We start from the raw sequence: 19884 nt of genomic DNA on the forward strand, positions 1-19884 counted from the left end.
GACTGTATCAACCAGCCGGACCTACCATACAAAAAAAAAGCCCGCATGGGATGCGGGCAAAGTGTGGTTTACACATGAGGAAAGAAACACTGAAAAACAAATATTAATTACTGAGTTCACCCGAGGCCGATTCAATGTGCGCACGAACAAACCATTGGAACTGCTCTAACTGAGCCAACTGACCGGTGATCATATCTTCAGAAACCGGGTCCAGTTCACCCAATGTCTCGATGGCTTTGCGGTGATCTTTATTCACACCTGTGTACACTTTATCAAGTGCCGCCAGGTGGTCAGTCACTAGCCCTTTGCCAATTGCATAGTCATCCCAGCTACGACGCTCAACAATAGATTGCGGAGTGCCTACCGGTACGCCGCCTAATGTAGCAATGCGTTCAGCAATGGTGTCTGTCATTTCGCGCACTGCCTCAACCTGAGGATCAAGCATTTCGTGCACGCCAATAAAATTCGGACCCACCACATTCCAATGAATGTGCTTAAGGGTTAGCTGCAAATCGATAAGTGCGACCATACGGTCGTCCAGTACAGAGATAGTGTCTTGCGCGGCATTGTCCTTGATGCCTGGGGCAGTAAATTGTGCAATTTTCGCGTTAGTCATAAATACTCCTGTACGTTAACAAAGGCTGAGTTCGTTCAACCTCAAATGAATACACAAAAGGTATTGCACAGCGCGTGCCGAAATGCAGAAAGGTGCATCAGCCCTTAAATAATAAGGGGTACAAGGAATAACGAGTAAATTAGCAAGGGTATGACAAATCCTCCGAACGAAGTAAAGAATACAGAGGATTGTAAATTCTTCAGAGTCGGCTGGGGTTTGAATCAGTCAGAGAGGAAGAGAATGATGCACTTGTATTCAATCTGAGACTCCGCAAATGATGAATGGCAGAAAAGAGCGAATAGCAGACATCTAATCATTCCCACTAAAACACATCATATGGTTTTCAAAGACTAACACTCAAATCATTTATTGGAAATTAGCTATTAATCAGGTGTCAGGTAATTGAGCTCACATAATCAATTGAAAATTTAAGTCCAATCTAAGACCTAGCAAAAAAAGAATGCACAAAGATGCAAATTAAATATATATGCTGATGTGATTAATGGAAATCCATTAAGTTCATGTCACCATCGTGCAGTTGAAAAAATAATCGATTTATCTTGACTATTAATACTACAGATGTAATAAATGAATTTACTACAGCTGTAATAGTTAAGGTGAGAGCTAATGCAATCAAAAATTGATATCTCTGAGGCGGAGTATGAGGTGATGCTTGTCCTGTGGAATAAGCCTGAACTGACGTCGAAATTGATACTGGAAAATCTCGATAAAGCATGGCAACTCACTACGCTAAATACGCTGCTAAACAGGCTGGTGAAAAAGCAGGTAGTGGCTTATACAAAATCGGGCCGCGAATATATTTACCATCCCTTGGTTGCAAAAGAACACTATGTCGAGCAGGAAAGTCAGGATTTTGTGCAAAAGCTCTTCGGCGGCAGTTTATCGCCATTAGTCGCCCACTTTTCCAAATCGCAAAAGTTGCAGCAAAAGGATATTGATGCATTAAAAAAACTCATTGAGGAGTGGGAAGATGACAATGATTAACTTTGTTTTCGCGTTAGTAATGCCGTTATCACTGCTTTTAACGATAATACTGTTCATAAGAATTCCGCTATACCGTTATTTTGGAGCGAAGCAAGCATACCAATTATGGTTTGCCGTACCACTTTTCATCGTTTACTGGTTCTTACCTAATAACGTAAAAACCACGATAGTCGTTGAAGTACCAGAGTTGCTGGTTTCCGGTTTGGGACAACAACAGCAAAGCGAGGCATTGCAACGCAGCGGTGAGGTTCTTGGGGCGATATATCTGGCTGGTGCTACGCTTGGTTTTGCGGCAATTATCATAGGTTCATATCGCGTGTATCAGCGCACTAAAAGTGCGGTTTCGGCAACACTAAGTGCTCCGGTTGCCCCCGATAAAATTCCTGTTTACTTGGCTGATATTGCAGCGCCAATGTTAATGGGAGTTGTTAAGCCTGCCATTTATGTGCCACTCCAATTTATAACCCGATATAGTCCTGCTCAACAGCATTTGATTATTCAACACGAGCTTTATCATAATCGCCGCAGGGATATTGTATGGAATATCATTGCGACTTCTGTGACCGTTTTATTTTGGTTCAATCCTCTTATATGGCTCAGCTATCTCTATTTTCGCCACGACCAGGAGCTATCCTGTGATCAGAACGTGTTAGATGGCGCCTCTGTTGAACACCGAAAAGAATATGCCAAAGCAGTTCTGGCATCCCACAATCCGTCACAAATGGCGGTAATACATAACTGTTTTGGAAGAAAAGGAACGACATCTATGATGACACAACGAATCAGTAATATGGCCAGCCCTGGTCGCTACAACAAGCTGTTAGCTTGCGTAATGTTATTGGGATTAACTGCGCTTGCAGCAACCCAGGTTACCGCGCGGGCATCAGATACTAATCAGCCAGCTTCTAAAGAGGCCCTTAAACTACATAATCCTATTGTCAGAATTAAGCCCGCTTATCCTGCTGATGCTAAAGCGCAAGGGGTCGAAGGAGCTGTAGTCCTTGAATATGGAATTACACCTAACGGTACAGTTGAAAATATCCGAGTCATAGAGTCAATACCTGCCGGCGTGTTTGACGACGCAGCGAAGCTAGCGTTAGCACAATGGCGGTTTGTTCCGCACGAACTAGAAGGTGTGGTCGGTACAAAAAAGATAACTTTTAAACTTTAGTCTTATTAATATTTAACATAAAAAGGCGCCGGATGGTGCCTTTTTGCAATGTGGTGAGCTAGCTGGGCTTTATCAAAATCACGGCTTTTTAACCATTTACAACTTCGGCAGCGGCTGTTTAAGACTCCAATGAGTGAATAGCGGAAGAATACAGCTTGCGGTTTAGATAAAGGTTAATTGCCCAGAGCGGACCTTTTATACTCATAATTGAATCCCATCAAATTGGCTGACATTAAACAGATATATTTATTCCGGAACTACGGTGAATTCTCTATAATTAGATATTATGTGTATTTCGCTACATTCACCCTCGTGCCATGAAAGAAATTCTGATGACTGATCATGTCGGATCTTGTCTATGTGGTACCGTCAAATTTGAGGTTAAAGGTGACTTCAATGGCTTTTACCTATGCCATTGTCAGCATTGCCAGAAAGATACAGGCTCGGCTCATGCAGCAAACCTATTCTCACAGTCAGCGAAATTGGTCTGGCGGTCAGGTGCAGATGCTGTGACGTCCTTTACGCTTCCAGGCACTCGTCATAACAAAAGCTTTTGTAAGTTGTGTGGCTCAGCATTGCCGAACACTCAGATCCCAGACTTGCTCGTCATTCCCGCAGGATGCTTAGACACAGAAATCTCAATCGTGCCAACAGCGCACATCTTTTCATCCAGCAAAGCTGTGTGGGATGAGGGTTTAGAGGACCTGCCAAAATTCGAGGGTCTGCCAGATTGAGCAACCACCACATAACCAGTGGCTGCTGGCGGACGCACCTACGCTAATCTCCGGCACATCGCAAAGCCAAGCGTTGATACCCGCTTTTGCAAATTTATTTTCCCAGAGTGAGTTTGGTGGTCTTTATGGAAATGACCGCTTTTGACCAGTAACAGAAATACCGAAATGAATTGAATTATGAATTTGGCCTTTGTTGCGTCAAGTCTGGACCGACTCAGGTGAACGTATCAATATGAGGCTGGCCGCCATCCTCTTCATGGTGGTGTTCGGTTTCGCCATGGCTGTCGTAGGTAACGTCTTCAACAACATCGTCATCTGAGTCTTTACCAGACAGCTTTTTTTCAGGCTCTTGCTCAGTGTTTGCGGAACCCTCTTCCTTTTTGCCCTGCTTTTCATGAACACGATACTGCTGTTGCTCACTCACCAGGCGCTCTTCGTCGTGGGTCTCTTTTTCGTCTTCAGACAATTGTTTCGCGCGCGCTTCTTTGCTGACTCGCTTAACCCGCTCGTCAGTTACTACCGGTATTTTTCCCTCTCTGGGAATAATGGAAAACAGTAAATCGTTACTCATTGTTTAGTCGCTAATCGAAGCCCTGTTCACGTAAACAGTGTTGCCATTGGTCAAAATACCACCAGACCACAATGATTCATACCAAAATCATTGTACTTATAACACTTTGTTAGAGCATTTCCGCTCACAAAAGTTGCAAAAGGCTTGCAATGAATGCGCGACTTGGCTATTGTTTGCGCGTCGAATTTTAGTGAACAGATTTCAAATGACTCAACGCGCCGCAATGCATCACCACCATCACAAAGCATAACCTTTCAGGTTTGTGCTGGAAGGTTATTATTTCCTTCCAGTGGCGCAGATAAAGTTATCGACCCCCGGAAGGAAACTTCCGGGGGTTTTTCGTTTAAGGCGTACCAAATTCTAGTTTTTACAGAGGAACATCACCATGAGTGATAGCAGAAGATTACGTATTGCAATTCAAAAGTCAGGTCGTCTGAGCGACGACAGCATTGCACTACTCAAAGCCATTGGCATTAAACTTAATATCCGTGATCGCCTGCTGATTGCTCATTCTACCAACGAAAATATTGACCTGTTGCGCGTCCGCGATGACGACATCCCTGGCCTGGTAATGGATGGCGTAGTTGACCTGGGTTTCATTGGCGAGAATGAGCTGGAAGAGAAAATGCTGGAACGTCAGGCTGCTGGTAAAGCGGCTGACTTTGAAGTACTGCGTCGCCTGGACTACGGCGGCTGTCGCTTGTCTATTGCCGTACCTAACGAATTTAACTACGAGAGTGTTAAGTCACTAGAAGGCAAAAAAGTCGCGACCACCTACCCCTATTTGCTTGAGCGTTTCTTTAAAGAAAGCGGCGTTAACGCCAAGGCCGTTATGCTAACTGGTTCAGTTGAAGTCGCGCCTCGTGCAGGTGTTGCTGATGCAATTTGTGACCTGGTATCAACCGGCGCAACACTGGAAGCGAATGGCTTGCAGGAAGAAGAAGTGATCTTCCGCTCCAAAGCCGTATTAATTCAGCGCGCAGATGGCGAGATCAGTGACGAAAAACAAGCCCTGATCAACCGCCTTGTGCCACGTATCGACGGCGTGATTCAGGCCAAGGAAAGCAAGTACATCATGTTACATGCGCCAAAAGCGTATCTTGAGCAGGTTAAAAGCCTGTTGCCTGGTGCCGAGAATCCAACTGTACTGCCATTAGCTGGCGCAGAAGACACCGTTGCTATTCACGTTGTCAGCCCGGAAAACCTGTTCTGGGAAACCATGGAAAAGCTGAAAGCGCTGGGCTGCAGTTCCATACTGGTTATGCCAATTGAAAAAATGATGGGTTAACTGAGAGGTTATCTATGATTAACTGGTCAACGCTTTCTGATGCCGAAAAAACCGAGGTGCTATCGCGCCCGGCCATGGCAGACAGCGAGTCACTGCGAAACACGGTTGCGGGTATTCTGGCCGACGTCACCGCTCGTGGCGACGACGCCGTACTTGAATACACCCGCAAGTTTGATTGCCCGTCACTTGAAGCACTACAACTGTCGACAGCCGCTCGCGATACGCTTGCTGCGCAGGTAACCGCTGAGGTGCAAGATGCGATTAAAACCGCATTTAACAACGTAAAACAGTTTCACGAGGCGCAGTACCCAGAAGATATTCGCCTCACCACTACACCCGGTGTTGTATGTGAACAGCGCTTTACCGGCCTCGAAGCCGTTGGCCTGTATATTCCAGGTGGCAGTGCGCCTTTACCGTCAACCGTCATGATGCTGGGTGTGCCGTCGTTAGTGGCAGGCTGTAAGCGCCGTGTAATGTGTACGCCGCCCAATGCAGAGCAACAAATTGCGCCGGAAATTGCCTTCGCCGCCAAGCTGTGTGGCATTGAAGAAATCTATTTATGTGGTGGCGCACAAGCCATTGCAGCAATGGCATTTGGTACCGACACTATCACCAAGGTCGACAAGATCTTTGGTCCGGGTAACAGCTTTGTGACCGAAGCCAAACAGCAAGTGAGTCAGCGAGCAGATGGCGCAGCCATTGATATGCCTGCGGGTCCTTCTGAAGTGCTGGTGCTGGCCGATGCAAACGCCAGTGCTGAATTCGTCGCCTCTGATCTGCTGTCTCAAGCAGAGCACGGTCCCGACTCTCAGGCCATTCTGGTGTCAGAAAGTCAGGCGCTAATAGAAGCAACGAAAGCAGAAGTCACAGCGCAACTTGCGCGTTTGTCGCGTGAAAGCATAGCCAGCAAAGCCATGCAAAATGCCCGCTACATTCTGGCAGAGTCGGTTGAGCAGGCCATTGATGTCAGCAATGCCTATGCACCTGAACACTTAATTGTGCAAATTGACAATGCCAGGGATTACCTGCCGGCCATTAAACATGCCGGTTCTATTTTCCTTGGCCCATGGTCGCCGGAGAGTGCTGGCGATTATGCATCAGGTACAAACCACGTGCTGCCTACCTATGGCTATGCGCGTAACTATTCCAGTTTGGGACTGCTTGATTTTATGCGCCGCTATACCATTCAGGAATTGTCTGAAGACGGTATGCGCAATCTGGGCCCCGCAATTATGCAACTGGCCGATGCCGAAGGGCTGGACGCTCACCGTGACGCGGTGCGCTATCGCCTGGAAGCCTTGCAACGTAACGATTCGAAGTAGAGAGCCTGTGTATGAGTAAGTTAGTTGATGCCCTTATCAACGCCAATCTGGTGCCGCTGAAGCCTTATGAATCAGCGCGCCGGTTATTTTCTGGTGGCCAGGACTGGCTCAATGCCAACGAATCGCCATTTGCCAATCCTTATGAGATTGATGACAGTCATTTCAATCGCTACCCATCTTGTCAGCCGTCTGGCGTCATCAACGGTTATGCCCGTTATGCTGGCGTAGAAACGTCACAACTTATTGTGACCCGGGGCGCTGACGAAGGGATTGAATTACTGATCCGCACATTTTGTACGCCCGGTGAAGATCGCATTCTTATTTGCCCGCCGACCTACGGTATGTACGCCATCAGCGCAGAAACCTGTGACGTAGGCATCGAGCGCGTGCCGCTCAAGCCCGACTTTAATCTGGACGTCGATGGCATTTGCGCCGTCGACAACGTGAACCTGATCTTTATTTGTGCGCCTAACAACCCAACCGGCACACAGGTTAAAGCCGCAGATGTAGAGCGTATTCTGGAACACTTTGAAGACCGCGCGCTGGTCGTAATGGACGAGGCCTACATTGAGTTTGATATGGCCAACACCTGGGCCACCAAGTTCAGTCAGTATTCGAACCTTGTAGTATTGCGTACGCTGTCAAAAGCCTTTGCGCTGGCTGGTTTACGCTGCGGTTTTACGCTGGCAAACGAAGAGATTATTCAGGCACTGATGAAGGTCATTGCGCCTTACCCAATTCCTGAGCCAGTCGCACAAATTGTGACCCAGGCACTCAGTGAAGAAAACGTAGGCCGTATGCGCGAACAGGTGAGCTATCTGAACAACGAACGCGACGCCCTTCGCACAGCCCTTGGCGCCCTGCCTGGCGTTACGCTGATGGGTGATGTAAAAGCCAACTATATATTGTTCCGTCACCCGCAAAGCAGCGACATCATGCAATATTTAGTCAGCGAAGGCATGCTCATTCGCGATCAGTCCAAGCAACTGAATTTACAACACTGTTTGCGCGTTACCGTTGGCAACGCCGAACAAAATCAGCGACTGCTGTCGCTGCTGAACACCTTTTTTCAACAAACAGGAGCCCAGTCATGAGTCAGCAAGCCATTTTATTTATCGACCGTGACGGCACATTGGTAGAAGAACCGCCTATCGATAAGCAGTTAGACACACTGGAAAAGCTGGTCTTCGAACCCCAGGTGATTCCCGTATTACTTAAGCTGAAAGCGGCAGGCTACAAGCTGGTTATGGTAACCAACCAGGATGGCTTGGGTACCGACAGCTTCCCGACCGCGGATTTTGAAAAGCCACACAATGCCATGATGGCCATCTTCGAAAGTCAGGGTGTGACCTTTGACGACGTGCTGATTTGCCCTCACTTCGACGCCGACAATTGCACCTGCCGCAAGCCTAAACTGGGCATGGTGAAAGACTATCTGCAACAAGGTAAAGTCGACTTCACCCGTTCAGCCGTGATTGGTGATCGTCTGACTGACATCCAGCTAGCTGAGAACATGGGTATTGTAGGTATTCGCTACGACCGCGAAACGCTGAACTGGCCAATGATTGAAAAGCAACTGCTGGCCTCTGCCCGCATTGCCGAAGTCACCCGAACCACGTCTGAAACCGACATTCATGTGCGGGTAGATTTAGACTCAGCAGCCAAATCCAGTATTCACACCGGCATTGGTTTCTTCGACCACATGCTCGACCAGATTGCCACTCATGGCGGCTTCGAACTGCAGGTAAAAGTAGATGGCGATTTACACATCGACGATCACCACAGTGTTGAAGACACCGCACTGGCATTAGGCGAAGCACTGAAAAAAGCCCTTGGCAATAAACGTGGTATTGGGCGCTTTGGTTTCGCGCTGCCCATGGACGAGTGCCGGGCAGAATGCATTATGGACATTTCCAACCGCCCTTACCTTAAGTTCGAGGCTGATTTCAGCCGCGACCAGGTTGGTGAAATGGCCACTGAAATGGTAGAGCACTTCTTCTATTCGCTGTCGCAAAGCATGGGGCTTTCCTTGCATTTGTCGACCACTGAGGGCAATGCTCACCATCAGGTAGAAAGCTTATTCAAAGTGTTTGGCCGCGCATTGCGCCAGGCAATTACGCGCCAGGGTGACGCCCTGCCAAGCAGTAAAGGAGCCCTGTAATGTCACAACAAACCATTGTGATCGTAAACACCGGCTGTGCGAACATTTCATCGGTAAAGTTTGCGCTGGAACGCTTGGGTGTGGCGGTTACCGTGTCTGACGACCCGGCTGTCATTAAAGCGGCCGACAAAGTGTTTCTGCCTGGCGTAGGCAGCGCTGGCGCAGCCATGAAAAGCATTACCGGAAAAGACCTTATTCCAACGCTGCAGCAACTCACGCAACCAGTACTGGGGGTTTGTCTTGGTATGCAATTAATGGTTCAGCAGTCTGATGAAGCCACCAGCGGCACCATTGATTGCCTGAAGCTGATGCCGGGCGAAGTGACCCGCCTGAAAGCTGGCGACTTACGCCTGCCTCACATGGGCTGGAACACAATTACGCCGAAGGCTGATTCACCGCTATTTGCCGGTATTGATGCAGGCACCTATTTCTACTTCGTGCACAGCTTTGCTGTACCCGTGTATGAGCATACGCTGGCATCGTGTGAGTACGGCCAGCCCTTCTCGGCGGCGATTCAGCACAATAATTTCTTCGGTGTGCAATTCCACCCTGAGCGCTCTGGTGAAGCCGGTGCACAACTGTTAACTAACTTTGTGAACATGTAATGATTATTCCAGCAATTGATTTAATAGACGGCGCAGTCGTTCGCCTTTATCAGGGCGACTACAACCAGAAAACTCAGTACACCTTAGCGCCGGTTGATGTAGTGCATAGCTATGCCGACCAGGGTGCAGAATGGTTGCACATTGTGGACCTGACCGGTGCTAAAGACACCAGCAAGCGTCAGCTTACCCTGATCAAACAAATGGTCGACACCAAGCGCATGAAGTTTCAGGCTGGTGGCGGTATTCGCAGTGAGCAGGAAGTCGCTCAGCTGTTAGAGTCCGGCGTAAGCCGCGTGGTCGTTGGTTCATTGGCGGTAAAGGAAACGGCACTGGTAAAGAGTTGGGTTGAGAAATACGGTCCTGAACACATCGTGCTGGCCCTGGATATCAACATCGACGAACAAGGCAACAAGTTCATTGCCACCCACGGCTGGCAGGAAAACTCGGGTGTGTCACTGGAACAAATCCTGGGTGAGTTTGCTGAAGTCGGCGCAAAACATGTTCTGTGCACCGATATCAGCCGTGACGGTACCTTGCAGGGCTCTAACGTGGCGCTGTACACCGAAGTGTGCAAACAGTTTCCGGCAGTAAGCTGGCAGGCCTCCGGCGGCATTGGTTCGCTGGACGACATTCGTGCCTTACGCCCTACTGGCGTCGGCGGCGTGATTTTAGGCCGGGCGTTACTGGAAGGTAAATTCAACGTTGAGGAGGCTATCGCATGCTGGCAAAACGGATAATTCCTTGTTTGGATGTACGCGATGGCAAAGTGGTTAAGGGCGTACAATTTCGCAACCACGAAATCATTGGTGACATCGTACCGCTGGCGGAACAATACGCGAAAGCCGGTGCAGACGAACTGGTGTTTTACGATATTACCGCCAGTTCTGACCAGCGTGTGGTAGACAAAAGCTGGGTAAGCCGCATCGCGCAGGTTATTGATATTCCGTTCTGCGTAGCCGGTGGTATCAAGTCAGTTGAAGATGCGGGCCGCATCCTTGAAATGGGTGCAGATAAAATATCAATCAACTCACCCGCGCTGACTAACCCGGACCTGATCAACGAGCTACACGATGTATACGGGCAACAGTGCGTGGTTATTGGTATCGACAGCTTTTACAACAAAGACAACAACCAGTACGAAGTGTACAAGTTTACTGGTGACGAGAGTCGCACTCAGCAAACTGCATGGCAAACACTGGACTGGATTAAAGAAGTACAGCAACGCGGTGCCGGTGAAATCGTACTGAACTGTATGAACCAGGACGGCGTACGTCAGGGTTACGACATTGCTCAGCTAAAAGCCGTACGTGATATTTGTAATATCCCGCTGATTGCTTCTGGCGGTGCGGGGGCGATTCCCCACTTTACCGATGTATTTCAACAAGCCGATGTCGATGGCGCGCTGGCAGCGTCTGTTTTCCACAAAGGCATTATCGACATCGACGAACTCAAAGCCACGCTGGTTAGCGAAGGCATTGCCATGCGCGAACGCTTTCGCCAGGGTTAACCGACAAGGGTGTGAATATGAAAGTGACACAACAAACACTTGCGCAACTGGCGTGGGATAAAATGGACAACCTGCTGCCTGCTATTGTTCAGGATGCCGTAACCGGCAAAGTACTCATGCAGGGTTACATGAATCAGGATGCGCTGACAACAACACTGGAAAGTGGCAAAGTCACGTTTTTTAGCCGTTCCAAGCAGCGGTTGTGGCAGAAAGGCGAAACATCGGGCAATACGCTGGATCTGGTGAGCATCAGTGCTGACTGTGATGCCGATTCCCTGCTGGTACTGGCCAATCCGAATGGCCCAACTTGCCACACCGGCGCTGAAAGCTGCTGGTTCAATGGTGACGTAGCTGATTACACCTTTATTGGCGATCTTGAGCGGATTCTGGCTAAGCGTAAAAACGCCGATCCGGACTCCAGCTATACCGCCAGACTGTACAGCAAAGGCGTAAAACGCATCGCCCAAAAAGTGGGTGAAGAAGGCGTAGAAACCGCCCTGGCGGCGACCGTTATGGACACCGAAGAGCTAAAAAACGAAGCGGCTGATTTGCTGTATCACTTAACGGTACTGTTGCAAGCCTGTGATATGTCGATGTCGGATGCTATCAGCATTCTTCGCGAACGTCACAAAGCGTAATGTAGTTCTTTCAACATGCATACAGCTTTTGCCGCCTTGTAACATGTTGAGCGATACAATTCGGTATTAATGAAAATTCCCTGATATCGCGCTGAAATTCAGGGACGAATGGCTACTTTTTCAGAAATGAGCGAGGTAGCCATGTTCAATACCAGTTCCCTGTTACTCGCCAGCACCAGCCGATGTACTTGCCGTAGCTGCAATGATACTTGCTGTAGCCGCTGAGGATTGCTGGGCTTGTAACTGGTCTGCAATCAGGCTGGCATTTTGATTTTCACTGGCAATAATACAGGCCCCATACCCATACCCGTCCAATTTGTTTTCCCATTTTATTCTGCCGTTTTCTGCATTAACACAAAACAAGTGTCCACCTGCATAAGCAAAAACGTGGTTATCTTCAAACAGTAAATTGGTGACGCCGGAAGTCGACTTTAATTTGGTTTCCCATAATTTCTTTCCTGTCACCTTGTCCAAACAAACCACATGGCCTTTTATGCCCAAAAACAGCTTTTCCATTGTCTTCTCCAATACTGAGGTTCGGCATTCAGAATAGCACTGTTCAATTCACTTGTTGTGGCATGGACATACTTGCTAACAATTCCCCTTTTAAGCCGAAAGTGTATGAGTGTATTCATTAACGCTATTGCGCTGATACCTGCCGAACAGCAGGTTGATAATCCTGAGCGGCAGACATCGTCAGCCAAGTCTTGCTTTCCTTCATATCAACTGGCTTACCTGCGCCGGTTGCGTACATCACCGACAGCGCGTACTGCGCCTTCGGGTTCCCGGCTTCTGCCGCAATGGTGAATAGCTCAGCTGCTTTTTGCAGATTGCGTTCCACACCCAGCCCGGTCTCGTATAGCCAGGCAAGTTCAGTTGTGGCGGCATAGTCAGGCGGGTTTTGTTCGCTCAATGCAACAAGTTGCTGAAAAGCCAGCTCGCTGTCCCCGCGCATCAATAGTCGCTTGACTGAAATCAAAGGGTCGGCCGAATCGCTGTTATCCAACGTTCGTAACAACTCGCCTGCATCTTCATCGCCATCCAGCGCTGCAATCATCAGCCAATGCCTGGCGGTATCCGCAGAAACCAACTCAGGATGCGCCAGCGCCACAACACCCACCTGATAGGCACCAGCGCGACTGCCGGCTTCAGCAGACTGCAAATAATAATCCAGTGCTTGTTCGAGGTTGCTTTCTACGCCTTTTCCTTGCTCATGCAGGATACCAAGATTAAATAATGCTTCTGCTTTTCCAACGCCTTCCACATGCTGCCACATTGCCCGTGCCAGCGAATAATTTGCCATCTTAAACTCAGCATAAGCCATATAGAGCTGAACTTGTGGCTTTGCCGTTACAAAGTCCTCGGGTAACGTCTCAGCTGCATTGGCTGTGTTAAAGAGCGCTACGCCAAGTAATACGACAGCCCGTTTCGCGACTTTCATCATTTGCCTCATCTCCATGTTTACTTAGCTAAGACTAAGACAAATTACCGCCGTATGTTCTCCTACTTTAGGTCGGTTTTCGTCGTATTGTTCTGGGGCGAGCTATACCCTAGGCGCTTGTTGGCACCGCTGATAATTTATTTGCAAGTTAAACAGGTAGTGCATTGAAGGCGACAAATCGCCATCGAGTACGTTAACTTCAATGTTTTTCCAGGTGCCCTTTTGCAACGACAAAAAGAAGTCCGGATAGCTGCACACTACCTGCAGAACAATTGGCTTGTATTGTGTTGCGAGGCTGTCGTGATTGGGGCGTTTGTAGTTCGAATTTTCGGGTTGGAATCCATCGCGATAATGCAACATAAGCGATACCCGGCCGTTCCCCGGATTAACAAAACCGTGGAATACCAAATGCGGATCGGCAATGCGTAAATATCGCTGGAATGCGTTATTTCGTTCTTCTGCCTGCCAACTCGGGTAATCCCCATAAAATAAGACGAAGACAAAACTCAACAGGCCCACGGCAAAAGGGAAAATGTTGATGAGAAGAGCGGTTCGCCTTGCTGGATTACTCTGCGACACGATGCCTGCGCCCCCAACACGTGGCGACTAGGGCCGGTAACCCATATCACTGGCAGCTCTGCGGAGCCTGGCAACAATGGCCGGCGGCGTTTGTGGACTGGCTGCCAGATAGGCGTCAATTGACAATTCGGGAATAAGCCGATGAATTTGAACACTATCGGATTGCATACCTAACAATCGGGCCGTTTCTTCGATGAGCTCCGGATCTTCGATAATAAAGTCAACGGTGCCTCGCTTTAACTCTTTCCAGGAGCAGATGATATCTGCACAGGAAATCAGATTTTTACCTTCTTCAAAACCGCGTTCTTTCAGCCATTTTTCAGCTATATCACCACGTTGTGCAGCAACAGACAGTGAGGTTAACTCACTCCAGTCTTTGAGCTGAATGTCTGCGCGATCTGAGAGGGTTAAAATGCCCAACTTAAATTGGGTGACCGGGGTTATCCATTGATATTGCTGCTCCCTTTCCGGCGTTCGAGCGATAGAAAAAATGAGAGCGCGGCTATGCCGTTGTGTATTTAACACTGCGCGTGCCCAAGGGAAGACTTTGAAGTCCGCCTCATACCCTGCACGCAAAACAATGTTTCGAACTCGTTCTGTCACAGCTCCGAGAACTTTGCCATTTTCCGCGTAATGATACGGCGGCGAGTTTTCTGTAAACACCATTAAAGAGTCATTGGCGACTGCGCCACTACTCATTATAAAGGTAACACTCAAATACACACTTCTGAGTAAACGTTTCATCCTGCTGTTAACTTTTTTTCAGTCCCTGACTACCATAGTACCCGGAATCACGCTTCGTGCAAATTTGTCTCGTTTTGCGTCAGTGTAGTTCCAGGCGTTGCCCCAAGAAAAGGGGTATTCACTACCAACCTGTAATTCTGGACCAGGTTTCCGTTACCTTGCCATCTTCATCAATAACCTGATAAGCGCTAAATTGAGCCGCCGTGGCGCAGGCGTGAATAGGCAGGATCCGCAACATATTCCCATAAGCAAATATTGCATCATCCGGTTTTTTGCCGTCAATATGAGAAATGATGCCGTGTTCCTGATTTGTGCTACTTACATACCAGCCTTCGAGCAGTCTTCCCTGCGGATCGCAAACGAGTCCGTAGCCGCAGTTTTTTGCATGCGTGGCGGTTCCCTGATCACGGGAAAGTGCCATCCAGCCAGCATCGACGATCACCCAGTTTTTGTCTGTTTGATGCCCTATAACACTGGTCAATACCGACATGGCAATATCATCGGTATCGCAAACGCCAAGCCCTGCCATAACGCAGTCAAACGTGGCATAGACACCAGCGCGTAATTCATTAATACCTTTGTGATGTGTATTGGCCAGCGCGGTAGGTGTTGAGCCTGCCGATACCAACTCACAGTGGATCTGATTAGCGGCTAGCCTTGCCGAGGCTTTGGCAATAAGCGCACATTCTTGCTCTGCCATAGCATCACGTGCCTGCTGTGAAAAGCAGTCGTAGCTACCACCAGCATGCGTCATGATCCCGCGAAAATGCAGTTTTGGCGTTGCCTGCAGCGCTTTCGCACATTCCAACAGCTCATCTGACATCGGTAACAGACCAGCGCGGTGATCGTCGACATCAATTTCCAGCATCACTTGCAGCGGGTGTTCCAATGAATCGGCAAACGATACCAATGCGTTCACTGCAGCCAAACTGTCCAACACAACAGTAAATTTTTCGGCGCGCTCTGAAAGGGCCTGTACTCTGGCGTATTTGTTTGGCACCAGCCCGACGCCGTAGAGAATGTCGTGGTATCCCGCAGCAGCGAAATACTCAGCTTCAGCAAGTGTAGAGACTGTAATTGGCCCGTTAGAAGGTGCGTAGCGTTCTGCCGCGGCCAGGGATTTCAGCGTTTTAACATGCGGACGTAACACCAGTTCATCGCGCTTCGCAACGGCCTGCATACAACTTATGTTTCGCTGGAATTTGCCCATATCGATAATACAGGCAGGGGTCATTAAGGAAGTCAGCTCACTCACAGGAATGGCATCCAATAAATCAGCGTCAGATTAATGCAGGCAATGACAAATAACGTAAGCAGCGTTAGCACCATTCCTACCAACCGCTGCCAGGTTGCGCCTACTGAATGCCTTAGACCATACGCATGCAGTACGCGTCCAATCACCAAACTCGCGCCCAGAATATGAATAAGTATTGTGGAATGGCTGTTAATTTCTAGAATTGCTAACAGAATTAAACTCAGCGGTACATATTCCACGAAGTTGCCGTGAACGCGAATAAGACGTTGTAGTACATCATTACCGCCATCGCCCACCCCAATCAGGTTCTGGCGCCGACAACGAATGACAAGAGCGGTTAAATAAAGATAGATAAGCGCAAGAATACTTGCGTAAAACGCGGTCACTGGGAGTAACAACATGGCACTGTTCCTTCAAATTATTCGGTGCCATTGTGACAGTTTGTCTGTTAAGAGGTAAAGCGTTTGTTGGAGAATTTACGGTACAAACAAAAAAGCTGCCGATAGGCAGCTTTTTCAAATCAGTCTCTTATTAGCCAAGTAATTCAGCTAATTGCTGGCTTACCTGGTCTACTGGCTGTGTTCCATCCAGCTTGTGGTAAGAACAGTTGCCTGCGGCCGCTTCAGCGTTGTAATAATCTACCAGAGGCTGAGTTTGTTCGTGGTAAATACCTAAACGATTGCGAACCGTTTCTTCTTTGTCGTCATCGCGAATGATCAGGTCATCGCCTGTTTGATCATCTTTGCCTTCCACTTTCGGCGGGTTGTAGACGACGTGGTACACGCGGCCTGATGCAGGGTGAACACGACGTCCGCCCATACGATCAACGATCACATCATCTGGCACATCAAACTCAATACAATGGTCAACCGTGACACCCGCTTCCTTCATAGCATCTGCCTGAGGAATTGTGCGAGGGAACCCGTCCAGCAGGAATCCGTCTTTGCAGTCGTCCTGAGCAATACGCTCTTTTACCAGACCGATGATGATATCGTCGGATACCAACTTCCCTTCGTCCATGACCTTTTTAGCAGCAAGACCCATTTCTGTGCCTGCCTTGATTGCGCTACGCAGCATGTCACCCGTAGAAATTTGCGGGATACCATATTTGCCCATCAGAAACTGCGCTTGTGTTCCCTTACCGGCACCTGGTGCACCGAGAAGTATTATTCGCATAATTGCGCTCTCCGCTTGTTTTAACTTATAACTGTGGGGCACTTTACACACTCCAAACCCACGTGACAAGTACTCTGCAGGGCTCATGACGACTCTTAAGACTAATAGCGTATGTAAATTGAACGAAAGACCAGTACCACTGCGGCGTAATTCACCGCGATAAGCGCGTTTTATGCTTAATATAGCCGTACAGAATTGTGTACTTTATGGCACTGATTTGATACCACACCCTATGCTGTTATCTACGCATTTGGAGCTTGAGCCTGTAACGGCTTGCGACGCTTTCTGCTTTGAACTCTTTCTACGTCCAAACAAAAAAACGCGCAGAAGTCTGCGCGTTTTCACTCGAACGAAAAGACACCGAATTACATTTTAGCTTTTACGCCAATGTAGAACACCCGGCCAATAACATTGCCGCCGTCAAAACCGTTTGCATCGTCAAAGTAAGGGGCTTCTTCGTCAAACAGGTTGTCGATATTCATAGTAATATCTACATTGTCGAAACTACCCATTTCTCCCAGAGAGTAACTGGTAAAAACATTCACTGTGGTCAGAGAGTCCAGTGATGCGAATGCATTTTCCCAACCATCGCTGTGTAGAATACGAACCATGCTGTTGGTCTTTTCCGTGGATAAGCCCACTGACGCGACTACATTGAATTTACCAAAGGTACCGGTTTCCAGTTCATCTACATACACATCACCTTCAACCGCCTGAGCCTCACGTTTTAAGGTATAGGTACCCGACACGCCTGCCCTGATTTTACCCAGATCCACCAGCCAGCTTTTCTGAACATCGAAATCCAGACCTGACAAACGCGTTGCAGTCATGTTGTAACGACGGGCATCGGCTAACAAGTAAGCTGAGTTGCCATCCGCGTATAATGATTCAACCGGTGCGCCATCAATACGGAAGCCTTCAGTCGCTGCCAATGCTTCTTCCAGCGTTGGATTAATCGTGTAGTACGCCGCATAACCCGCCGTATTAAAGTACACGCTTGGTGTATAGAACGGTGCCAGGTTGATTGCGCTTGAGTAATCTACGTTGTAGTAAGTCATACTCACGCTTAAATCTTCAGCAAAGTCCGGCGTCCAGTCGAAGCCCACGCTGTAAGACTCAGATTCTTCTGGCTTCAGACCATCACTACCACCGGCAAGTAAGATAGTGCCACGGAAGAAGTCTGTACCCGCAGCGTCACCCGCCAACCACGGACTGACCGGCAACACGATGGCTCGCGTATCAACTGCGGCACCGGTGTCAGCTAAACTAGGTGCCTGGAATGAAGTTCCCCATTGTGCGCGGATTCGCGTGTTCTCTGTTGGCTTATAGTCGATACCAATTTTAGGATTTGTGGTGCTGCCTACGTCGTTGTAGTCGTCATAACGCAATGAAGCAGTGAAATTGATTTCGCCGGCTGAGGAGTCCATCAACGGCATCATGACTTCACCAAACACAGACTTTACGTTGCGTGATGCTTCTGTTTCTACTAAATCCAGCGCTCCTTCTGCACCGCCGCCAAAGGCCACTTCATAGTCCTGCTTAAAGTATTCTGCACCCACAGCCAAAAGGACTTCACCTGCAGGTAATTCCGCTATTGCACCGTCCAACGTAGCGCGGATTTGATGATGACTTTGCGTAGCATCACCGTAGCTGCCGTAATAACCCAGAATACTGTTCAGTACGCTTTGATCTGTTGCCGCCACATCATATGGATTCAGCGCCGTACTGGTATCTGTGCCAGCCAATGCAGCAGACAGAGCTGCAGAGTTGATACCGCGTTCAACGCCTTTGGTATGGGCCAGGCCATAGCTGTACGCCGCTTTCAGGCGCCAGTAGTTTGGCAGCTCGTAAGTAATTTCAGGAATAAACGCAAAGGCATCAAAATCACTGCCGTTTTTCGCCCCCAGTCCCACTACGTCGCTAAAATCAAACGCCACGGAATGACTGGTTTCCGAACCAATCGGCGAGAAGTAAGGATTGTCGGCGGTAATGGTTCCCGACGCACCAATATCAGAAAGCGAGTTTGTTGCGTCACCAGTGATATCTGCGCTCCACTCACTGTAGTAAGTCACAACGTCAACATAGGCATTGTCGTTCAGATCCTGTTGCAGTGACGCATATATCGTAGTTTTCTTTTCTTTAGGAACGTAAGAAATACCGTCTGTTGGGTCACAGGTATTTGCACCTGCTTCCCTGGTGTCCATTTTGTAATTCACACCGTCTACGGTAATCGTACCCGGGTTACACAGGTTTGAACGGTAGTCACCACCACCGTTTGCAGTGCTGTCGCCAGTAATGAAGTCGCGATCTTTACCAAACACCTCATCGTTTTGTGCGTGGTAAATGGAGATCATGCCTGAACCTGAGGCCCAGTCTTTACCAGCGGTAATGTTGAAAGTGCTGGCAGAGTAACTGTCACCAAAACCACCTTCAGCACTGAACTCAACGCCGTCAAAACGGTCACGGGTAATAAAGTTAACTACCCCGGCAATGGCGTCAGAGCCGTAAATAGACGAGCCGCCATCCATTACGATTTCCAGGTTACTAATGACACCCGGTGGAATGGCCGACACGTTAGGAATCGTTTGAATAATACCTGAGCCAGGCATACGCATGCCGTTTAACAATAACAGCGTGGTGCTGCCGCCACCCACACCAATATCGCGCAACTTAGGCATTGGCATACCCTGGCCAATGTCAGTTGCCATGGTTGGACGGCTGTTGAACGTGCTGCTCATTTGCGGAATTTGCGCCAACAACTCGTTGCTGTCAGCGACACTGATCGCTTCAACCTCGGCGCTGTCGAAGCCCACGACATTCGTCCCAACGGGTGTTGCGCCCCGAATTAAGGTACCCGTAGCTTGTGCTCTTACTTCGATCTTTTCGACATCGTTGTCATTTTCTGCTTGATTTTCTTGCGAAAAAGCCTGACCAGATAAAGTAGAACCTACGAAAAGTGCTAATAAAGTTGGCTTAAACATGCCTGAATGTTGTCCTGATTGTGCCTTCATTTCAGTCTCCGATGCGGGGGTTACGCCCCTTAATTGTGTGTGCCCAACGTTAAACAATTC

At 48.6% G+C, this 19884-nt stretch carries 21 protein-coding genes and 1 other annotated feature; of the genes, 11 read left to right on the top strand and 10 right to left on the bottom strand.

Going from position 1 to position 19884, the window contains the following annotated elements; all coding sequences use genetic code 11:
• Positions 1-103: 103 nt before the first annotated feature.
• A complete protein-coding gene (gene dps / locus BUB81_RS11290) occupies positions 104-616 on the bottom strand; it encodes a DNA starvation/stationary phase protection protein Dps (protein WP_073322681.1) in 513 nt (170 codons plus the stop codon).
• A gap of 627 nt (positions 617-1243) precedes the next feature.
• Here dps and BUB81_RS11295 point away from each other — a divergent pair.
• The 3 genes from BUB81_RS11295 to BUB81_RS11305 all read left to right on the top strand — a co-directional run bounded on the left by BUB81_RS11295 (position 1244) and on the right by BUB81_RS11305 (position 3526).
• Positions 1244-1621: a BlaI/MecI/CopY family transcriptional regulator gene (locus BUB81_RS11295; RefSeq protein WP_073322683.1), complete on the top strand. Its 378-nt coding sequence runs from the start codon at positions 1244-1246 to the stop codon at positions 1619-1621.
• On the top strand, positions 1608-2792 hold the full coding sequence (locus BUB81_RS11300) for a TonB family protein (RefSeq protein WP_073322685.1): 1185 nt from the start codon (positions 1608-1610) through the stop codon (positions 2790-2792). Before BUB81_RS11295 ends, BUB81_RS11300 begins: the two co-directional genes overlap by 14 nt.
• Before the next feature lie 332 nt (positions 2793-3124).
• Positions 3125-3526, top strand: a complete 402-nt coding sequence (locus tag BUB81_RS11305) for a GFA family protein (RefSeq protein ID WP_073322687.1) — start codon at positions 3125-3127, stop codon at positions 3524-3526.
• 214 nt (positions 3527-3740) lie between these two features.
• Here BUB81_RS11305 and BUB81_RS11310 read toward each other — a convergent pair whose 3' ends face one another.
• Entirely contained in the window at positions 3741-4097 is a 357-nt protein-coding gene (locus BUB81_RS11310) for a hypothetical protein (protein ID WP_073322689.1), read from the bottom strand.
• A 225-nt stretch (positions 4098-4322) separates the two neighbouring features.
• Positions 4323-4437, top strand: a sequence feature (His leader region).
• 45 nt (positions 4438-4482) lie between these two features.
• Between BUB81_RS11310 and hisG the strand changes: the two genes are divergently transcribed.
• Genes hisG through hisIE form a run of 8 tightly spaced genes read left to right on the top strand, consistent with a single transcriptional unit; the run spans position 4483 to position 11618 of the window.
• A complete protein-coding gene (hisG, locus tag BUB81_RS11320; RefSeq protein ID WP_073322693.1) occupies positions 4483-5385 on the top strand; it encodes an ATP phosphoribosyltransferase in 903 nt (300 codons plus the stop codon).
• A gap of 14 nt (positions 5386-5399) precedes the next feature.
• Positions 5400-6707: a histidinol dehydrogenase gene (hisD, locus tag BUB81_RS11325; protein ID WP_073322695.1), complete on the top strand. Its 1308-nt coding sequence runs from the start codon at positions 5400-5402 to the stop codon at positions 6705-6707.
• Between the two features lie 11 nt (positions 6708-6718).
• On the top strand, positions 6719-7801 hold the full coding sequence (gene hisC / locus BUB81_RS11330; protein ID WP_073322697.1) for a histidinol-phosphate transaminase: 1083 nt from the start codon (positions 6719-6721) through the stop codon (positions 7799-7801).
• Positions 7708-8868, top strand: a complete 1161-nt coding sequence (gene hisB / locus BUB81_RS11335; protein WP_342742616.1) for a bifunctional histidinol-phosphatase/imidazoleglycerol-phosphate dehydratase HisB — start codon at positions 7708-7710, stop codon at positions 8866-8868. The genes hisC and hisB overlap by 94 nt, the downstream gene beginning before the upstream one ends.
• Positions 8868-9473 (top strand): imidazole glycerol phosphate synthase subunit HisH, encoded by a 606-nt coding sequence (hisH, locus tag BUB81_RS11340; protein WP_073322701.1) that lies wholly within the window; start codon positions 8868-8870, stop codon positions 9471-9473. The genes hisB and hisH overlap by 1 nt, the downstream gene beginning before the upstream one ends.
• A complete protein-coding gene (gene hisA / locus BUB81_RS11345) occupies positions 9473-10210 on the top strand; it encodes a 1-(5-phosphoribosyl)-5-[(5-phosphoribosylamino)methylideneamino]imidazole-4-carboxamide isomerase (RefSeq protein WP_073322703.1) in 738 nt (245 codons plus the stop codon). Before hisH ends, hisA begins: the two co-directional genes overlap by 1 nt.
• The gene (gene hisF, locus BUB81_RS11350) at positions 10192-10980 is read left to right on the top strand and encodes an imidazole glycerol phosphate synthase subunit HisF (RefSeq protein WP_073322705.1); all 789 of its coding nucleotides are present in this window, start codon (positions 10192-10194) and stop codon (positions 10978-10980) included. Before hisA ends, hisF begins: the two co-directional genes overlap by 19 nt.
• A 17-nt stretch (positions 10981-10997) precedes the next feature.
• Entirely contained in the window at positions 10998-11618 is a 621-nt protein-coding gene (gene hisIE, locus BUB81_RS11355) for a bifunctional phosphoribosyl-AMP cyclohydrolase/phosphoribosyl-ATP diphosphatase HisIE (RefSeq protein WP_073322707.1), read from the top strand.
• A gap of 162 nt (positions 11619-11780) precedes the next feature.
• On the opposite strand, the gene BUB81_RS11360 is transcribed toward hisIE, so the two are convergent.
• The 8 genes from BUB81_RS11360 to BUB81_RS11395 all read right to left on the bottom strand — a co-directional run bounded on the left by BUB81_RS11360 (position 11781) and on the right by BUB81_RS11395 (position 19824).
• Positions 11781-12134, bottom strand: coding sequence for an outer membrane protein assembly factor BamB family protein (locus BUB81_RS11360; RefSeq protein ID WP_073322709.1), 354 nt, complete (start codon positions 12132-12134; stop codon positions 11781-11783).
• Positions 12135-12258: 124 nt separating this feature from the next.
• Positions 12259-13062, bottom strand: coding sequence for a tetratricopeptide repeat protein (locus tag BUB81_RS11365; RefSeq protein ID WP_175555802.1), 804 nt, complete (start codon positions 13060-13062; stop codon positions 12259-12261).
• A 99-nt stretch (positions 13063-13161) separates the two neighbouring features.
• Positions 13162-13638, bottom strand: coding sequence for a hypothetical protein (locus BUB81_RS11370; protein WP_139241562.1), 477 nt, complete (start codon positions 13636-13638; stop codon positions 13162-13164).
• Between the two features lie 27 nt (positions 13639-13665).
• On the bottom strand, positions 13666-14337 hold the full coding sequence (locus BUB81_RS11375; protein WP_073322856.1) for a substrate-binding periplasmic protein: 672 nt from the start codon (positions 14335-14337) through the stop codon (positions 13666-13668).
• 166 nt (positions 14338-14503) lie between these two features.
• Positions 14504-15637, bottom strand: a complete 1134-nt coding sequence (locus BUB81_RS11380; RefSeq protein WP_217653463.1) for an alanine racemase — start codon at positions 15635-15637, stop codon at positions 14504-14506.
• The gene (locus tag BUB81_RS11385) at positions 15634-16038 is read right to left on the bottom strand and encodes an MAPEG family protein (protein WP_073322714.1); all 405 of its coding nucleotides are present in this window, start codon (positions 16036-16038) and stop codon (positions 15634-15636) included. Before BUB81_RS11385 ends, BUB81_RS11380 begins: the two co-directional genes overlap by 4 nt.
• Positions 16039-16168: 130 nt before the next feature.
• Positions 16169-16813, bottom strand: coding sequence for an adenylate kinase (adk, locus tag BUB81_RS11390; protein ID WP_073322858.1), 645 nt, complete (start codon positions 16811-16813; stop codon positions 16169-16171).
• Positions 16814-17178: 365 nt separating this feature from the next.
• On the bottom strand, positions 17179-19824 hold the full coding sequence (locus BUB81_RS11395; RefSeq protein ID WP_073322716.1) for a TonB-dependent receptor plug domain-containing protein: 2646 nt from the start codon (positions 19822-19824) through the stop codon (positions 17179-17181).
• Positions 19825-19884 lie beyond the last annotated feature (60 nt).

It is taken from the genome of Marisediminitalea aggregata (genome assembly GCF_900129565.1).
In the GTDB taxonomy this organism is placed as follows: Bacteria; Pseudomonadota; Gammaproteobacteria; order Enterobacterales; family Alteromonadaceae; genus Alteromonas; species Alteromonas aggregata.

Bases quoted from the DNA above. Each gene is read 5' to 3' on its own strand.
- hisA (WP_073322703.1), top strand. From the start codon at position 9,473: ATGATTATTCCAGCAATTGATTTAATAGACGGCGCAGTCGTTCGCCTT.
- BUB81_RS11395 (WP_073322716.1), bottom strand. From the start codon at position 19,824: ATGAAGGCACAATCAGGACAACATTCAGGCATGTTTAAGCCAACTTTA.
- BUB81_RS11310 (WP_073322689.1), bottom strand. From the start codon at position 4,097: ATGAGTAACGATTTACTGTTTTCCATTATTCCCAGAGAGGGAAAAATA.
- hisH (WP_073322701.1), top strand. From the start codon at position 8,868: ATGTCACAACAAACCATTGTGATCGTAAACACCGGCTGTGCGAACATT.
- adk (WP_073322858.1), bottom strand. From the start codon at position 16,813: ATGCGAATAATACTTCTCGGTGCACCAGGTGCCGGTAAGGGAACACAA.
- hisG (WP_073322693.1), top strand. From the start codon at position 4,483: ATGAGTGATAGCAGAAGATTACGTATTGCAATTCAAAAGTCAGGTCGT.
- hisIE (WP_073322707.1), top strand. From the start codon at position 10,998: ATGAAAGTGACACAACAAACACTTGCGCAACTGGCGTGGGATAAAATG.
- BUB81_RS11360 (WP_073322709.1), bottom strand. From the start codon at position 12,134: ATGGAAAAGCTGTTTTTGGGCATAAAAGGCCATGTGGTTTGTTTGGAC.
- hisC (WP_073322697.1), top strand. From the start codon at position 6,719: ATGAGTAAGTTAGTTGATGCCCTTATCAACGCCAATCTGGTGCCGCTG.
- dps (WP_073322681.1), bottom strand. From the start codon at position 616: ATGACTAACGCGAAAATTGCACAATTTACTGCCCCAGGCATCAAGGAC.
- BUB81_RS11365 (WP_175555802.1), bottom strand. From the start codon at position 13,062: ATGATGAAAGTCGCGAAACGGGCTGTCGTATTACTTGGCGTAGCGCTC.
- hisF (WP_073322705.1), top strand. From the start codon at position 10,192: ATGCTGGCAAAACGGATAATTCCTTGTTTGGATGTACGCGATGGCAAA.
- BUB81_RS11300 (WP_073322685.1), top strand. From the start codon at position 1,608: ATGACAATGATTAACTTTGTTTTCGCGTTAGTAATGCCGTTATCACTG.
- BUB81_RS11295 (WP_073322683.1), top strand. From the start codon at position 1,244: ATGCAATCAAAAATTGATATCTCTGAGGCGGAGTATGAGGTGATGCTT.
- hisD (WP_073322695.1), top strand. From the start codon at position 5,400: ATGATTAACTGGTCAACGCTTTCTGATGCCGAAAAAACCGAGGTGCTA.
- BUB81_RS11385 (WP_073322714.1), bottom strand. From the start codon at position 16,038: ATGTTGTTACTCCCAGTGACCGCGTTTTACGCAAGTATTCTTGCGCTT.
- BUB81_RS11375 (WP_073322856.1), bottom strand. From the start codon at position 14,337: ATGAGTAGTGGCGCAGTCGCCAATGACTCTTTAATGGTGTTTACAGAA.
- BUB81_RS11305 (WP_073322687.1), top strand. From the start codon at position 3,125: ATGACTGATCATGTCGGATCTTGTCTATGTGGTACCGTCAAATTTGAG.